At 69.0% G+C, this 4862-nt stretch carries 4 protein-coding genes; all 4 read left to right on the top strand.

All coding sequences use genetic code 11. The features are described 5' to 3' along the window. The first annotated feature begins 70 nt into the window (after positions 1–70). The gene (locus D7V88_RS38935; RefSeq protein WP_372241166.1) at positions 71–1465 is read left to right on the top strand and encodes a sigma 54-interacting transcriptional regulator; all 1395 of its coding nucleotides are present in this window, start codon (positions 71–73) and stop codon (positions 1463–1465) included. Between the two features lie 183 nt (positions 1466–1648). After that, the gene (locus D7V88_RS38930) at positions 1649–2470 is read left to right on the top strand and encodes a hypothetical protein (protein ID WP_120545587.1); all 822 of its coding nucleotides are present in this window, start codon (positions 1649–1651) and stop codon (positions 2468–2470) included. 86 nt (positions 2471–2556) lie between these two features. After that, on the top strand, positions 2557–3456 hold the full coding sequence (locus D7V88_RS38925) for a glycoside hydrolase family protein (RefSeq protein ID WP_120545586.1): 900 nt from the start codon (positions 2557–2559) through the stop codon (positions 3454–3456). A 151-nt stretch (positions 3457–3607) separates the two neighbouring features. Then, positions 3608–4862: serine/threonine protein kinase (locus D7V88_RS38920; RefSeq protein ID WP_147449064.1), on the top strand; the 1255-nt coding region annotated here is incomplete at its 3' end.

Here is a 4862-nt window from a genome sequence, read left to right as displayed (position 1 = left end):
CTCCGGCCCGCCACGAGCCCCGGCGGCGCGGCGGCAGGTGACCCCTCCCCCGCGTGGTAGCGTCCCGGCCGTGGCGCGACCGGATGACGAGCAGGACGGGCCGAAGGCGCGGCCCTCCGAGCGGACCTCGACCCTTCCCGTGAAACCGGCGGGGCGGGTGCGGCTGAAGCTGTGGGTGCTGTCGGGGCCGGACGCCGGCAGGGGATACCCGCTGCCGGTGGGCGCGTACCGGCTGGGCAAGAGCGCGGACTGCGACATCGTGCTCGACGACACCACCGTGTCGCGCCACCACGTGCGGCTGGATGTCACGGAGGAGCGCGTCGTCGCGACGGACCTGGGTTCGTACAACGGCTCCTTCTGTGAAGGCCTGCGCTTCACCGAACTGGAGGTGCGTCCCGGCGCCGTCCTCACCCTGGGCGCCACCCGGCTCAAGGTGATGCCCGAGGACACCCGCGAGCGCTCGCTGCTCCTGTCCTCGAAAGACCGCTTCGGGGCGCTGGTGGGAACCAGCCGCAGGATGCGCGAGGTCTTCACCTTCCTGGAGCGCATGGCGCCAGGTGACGCGGACGTGCTCATCCAGGGCGAGACGGGCACCGGCAAGGAGCTGTGCGCGGAAGGGCTGCACCAGCAGGGCTCGCGCGCGCAACACCCCTTCGTGGTGGTGGACCTGGCGGGCATCGCGCCCACGCTCATCGAGTCGGAGCTGTTCGGCCACGTGAAGGGCGCCTTCACCGGAGCGCACGGCGACCGGGCCGGCGCCTTCGAGCGCGCCCAGGGCGGCACCGTCTTCCTGGACGAAGTCGGTGAGCTGCCCCTGGAACTGCAGCCGCGCCTGCTGCGGGTGCTGGAGCGCCGCGAGGTGAAGCGCCTGGGCGGCAACGACTACCGCAAGCTGGACGTGCGGGTGGTGTCCGCCACCCACGTGGACCTGGAGGCGGCGGTGCGGGCGGAGAAGTTCCGCCGCGACCTCTTCCACCGGCTGGCCGTGCTGCGCGTGGTGCTGCCGCCCCTGCGCGAGCGTCCGGAGGACATCCCGCTGCTCATCGACACCGTGCTGGAGCGGCTGGGCAAGCCGCCTGGCGCCCTGTCGGACCAGACGCGCGCGCTGCTCTTGCAGTACCCGTGGCCGGGCAACGTGCGCGAGCTGCGCAACGTGGTGGACCGCGTGGTGAACCTGGGCGAGGAGTCCCTGCCGGACATCGACCCGGGCGTGCCCCGCAAGGCCGCGTCCCGCGCGGGCGGAGACCTGGACCTCGCCCGGCCGTTCAAGGAAGCCAAGGAGCAGCTCGTCGAGGGCTTCGAGCGCGACTACCTCATGAGCCTGCTCAAGCGCTGCGAGGGCCGCTTCAACCGCGCCGCGAGGGAGGCCGGCATCGACCGCGTCTACCTGCGCAAGCTGATGCGCAAACACGGCCTGGAGCTCAGCGACGGCAAGCCCTCCCCGGACGACGAAGACGCCGGGTGACTGGAGTCACCCACCTGAACGGGGTCGGGTGACTCGAGTCACCCACCTGGGCACCCCGGCCCGGGGCGTTCCCCTCTGAAGGCACCCTGAGGCGGCACGCGAAACGGGTTGGTACGGGTCCTGCTTTGGAACAGCGCACACGGCCGCAACAGGCCCCACACGCAATCCGAAGAAGGAAACCCCATGTCCCTCTCCGCCATCACCCAGCGTCCCGCGTTCCGCCCCGACCCCGCCACGCTGTCCAGGCTCCAGGCGAAGCCGGCCTCCGAAGCGCAGGGCACGCAGACCCCGTCGGTCCACCCGGTCGTGAAGCGCTTCCAGACCGACAGCTTCGAACAGGACCCGGAGGTGAAGTCGACGAAGCAGTCCACGACGCCGACGACGCCTCCGGGCGCTGGCGACACGGCGGTCAGCACCGAGTCCCTCGTCCAGGCGGGCACGCACGGCTCCGACCAGGTCTACCCGGAGCTCTCCTACGAGGAGACGAAGCAGTACAACGACCACCCGGTGGGCTACTGGAAGTCCCAGGTGTTCGAGGCCGCCACGAACGCGGGCGCCAGCGAGGAGGAGGCCGCGCTGCTGGTCGCGCAGGCGATGCAGGAGGGCGGCACGGACTTCAGCAAGAACGGCTCCTCCACCAACTTCGGGCCCTTCAACCTCAACAAGGACCTCATCCAGACGTTCGGCGGCAAGGACGTGCCGGGGGACCTGAACCAGCTCAACGGGACGGACGAGAAGGCCATCGCGCTCAACGTCGGGGTCGCCCTCGATGCCATGCGCACCATGGGCGCCAACAACTACCTGCACCACGTGCGAGGGGGCGCCACGAACTACACGAATCCCGAGCAGCGCATCAGCGACAACATCGACGTCAGGCATGACGACGCCCGCATCTTCGCGCGCAGCGTGGCGAACAACGCCAACAAGATCCTCGCCGCCTACAAGGAAGACCCGAACTCGCTGACGACCGACCACCGCTTCGCTTCGGACATCCCACACATCTGAGTGCCGGGCCCGAAGTCCACCTACGGCGCCGTGCAACCGGAGGACCCGCCAGCGCCCACCCGCCGTCCGGGAGTAGAGTCCACGCCATGCTCCGCTCCCGGGTCGTTCCAACGCTCTCCCTGGCCGTCCTGTTCCTGCCAATCCTGGCGTGCGACCCCGCGGCGGGAGGGCAATCCCAGACAGAGGATCCAGTTCCTGTCGTCACGAAGAGCGCGAAGCGTGGCCTCGCCTATGGCTACCATTCGGCCGCGGACCTGAAGGCGCTCTCCCCCGGCATGAGCTGGTGGTACAACTGGTCCCCCCGGCCGGAAGACGGCGCGGCGAGCGTCTACGCTTCCGAGGCCGTCTCCTTCGTCCCCATGGCCTGGGGCGGCACCCCCAACGCGGATCAGCTCGCCTCCGAAATCCCCGCGGGCGCGCAGTACCTGCTGGGCTTCAACGAGCCCAACTTCCTGAGCCAGGCGAACAAGACACCCCGGCAGGCCGCCGCGCTCTGGCCCGTGCTGGAGGAAGTGGCCCGCCGCAAGCAGCTCAAGCTGGTGTCTCCGGCGGTGAACTACTGCGGGGACTGCGTCACGGAGGACGGCGTCAAGTTCGGCGATCCGGTGGTCTACCTGGATGCCTTCTTCAAGGCCTGCCAGGGCTGCCAGGTGGATGCCATCGCGATCCACTGGTACGCGTGCGACCTGGGCGCGCTCCAGTGGTACGTGGACCGGTTCAAGAAGTACGACAAGCCCCTCTGGTTGACGGAGTTCGCGTGCGGCGACCGTCCCCACAACGAGATCACCGTCGAAGTGCAGAAGAAATACATGGTGGACGCCATCCCCTGGCTGGAGTCGGAACCCGCCATCGAGCGCTACTCCTGGTTCTCCGGACGCAACAACGAGATCCCGTCCATCAACCTGCTGGGAGCCTCCGGAGAGCTGACCGAACTGGGCCGCCTGTACGTCACGCTGCCCGCCGGCACGTCGAAGCAGTCGCCCTGAGCCGCCGTCGTCGCATGGGGTGAGCCCCTGCCCTACATGACCACCCGGCCGCCTGCCCCCCAGGCAGCGAAGGAGCCTCCATTCCCGTTCAAACAGACGGGGAGGGGTCTACTCCGCACTCCAGGATTTCTGGGGTAAAGATGCCCGCCACATGGCACTGCAAGTGGGGGATGCGTTCGGGCGGTATGAGTTGGTGTCCTGGCTGAGCCGGGGCGGTATGGCGGAGACGTGGCGCGCGCAGTTGGTGGGCGCAGCCGGGGTCACCAAGCCGGTCCTCATCAAGAAGGTCCTCCCGGAGTACGCGGACGACGAGGCCTTCATCTCCATGTTCATCAGCGAGGCGCGCATCTCCGCCACGCTGTCCCACGGCAACGTCGCCCAGGTCTTCGACTTCGGCCGCGTGGATGGCGAGTACTTCCTCGCCATGGAGTTCGTGGACGGCCAGCCCCTCCACCGCGTCCTCAAACGAGCCATCAAGAGCGGTATGGCCGCCCTGCCCGTTCCCGTCGCGGTCTTCATCGCGATGGAGATGTGCCGGGGGCTGCACTACGCGCACTCGCGCACGGACGGCAGCGGCACGCCGCTGGACATCGTCCACCGGGACATCTCTCCGGACAACGTGCTCGTCGGCTACGAAGGCCAGGTCAAGATCGTCGACTTCGGCATCGCCAAGGCCAAACTCCTGCGCGGCGTCAGGACGGAGCCAGGAGTCGTGAAGGGCAAGTACCTCTTCTTTTCGCCCGAGCAGGCGCGAGGAGAAGACGTGGATGCCCGCACGGACGTCTGGGCCACGGGCGTCGTGTTGTACGAATTGCTCTGCGGCAGGTTGCCGGTGGATGGGCCGCCCCAGGTCGTGATGATGCGGGTAGCGCGCGGTGAGATTCCCCCTCCCGTTGACCTCCGTCCGGACCTGCCGCGGGAATTGAACGACATCGTGATGAAGGCGCTGACCGCGGACCGGGACCAGCGCTTCGAATCCAGCCACGAGTTCGCGGAGGCGCTGGCGGGCTACCTGTACGCGAACCATCCCCGCTTCTCGTCGCTGAGCATCGCGAACCTGCTGCGCGTGCTGTTCCGGGGCGACCTGGAGCAGCAGGGCCGACAACTGTCGGTGCCGGGGACCTTCCAGCAGGAGATGAAATCGTGGGGTGCGGCCACCCTCGCGCCGGCGCCCGTGGCACGACCGCCCCAGGAAGGGGTCCAGACCCGGCGCATGGCCCGGGCCGCGAAGCCTCCCAACACGGCGCTCACGGGGACGACGGAACCGGATCCGCCGGTCCCGACAACGCCCTCCGGTTCGTCGCGCAAGCTGCTCGTGGGCCTGGGCGCGGGAGGAGGGTTGCTCGCGGCGGGGGCAGGCCTCTGGTTCCTGCTGGGCTCCTCGCCTCCGCCTGTCGCCCCTGCAC

Origin of the sequence: Corallococcus terminator, from assembly GCF_003611635.1 — a bacterium.
In the GTDB taxonomy this organism is placed as follows: Bacteria; Myxococcota; Myxococcia; order Myxococcales; family Myxococcaceae; genus Corallococcus; species Corallococcus terminator.
Note: the sequence above shows the minus strand (reverse complement) of the source record. Positions and strands in the feature narration are given on the sequence as shown.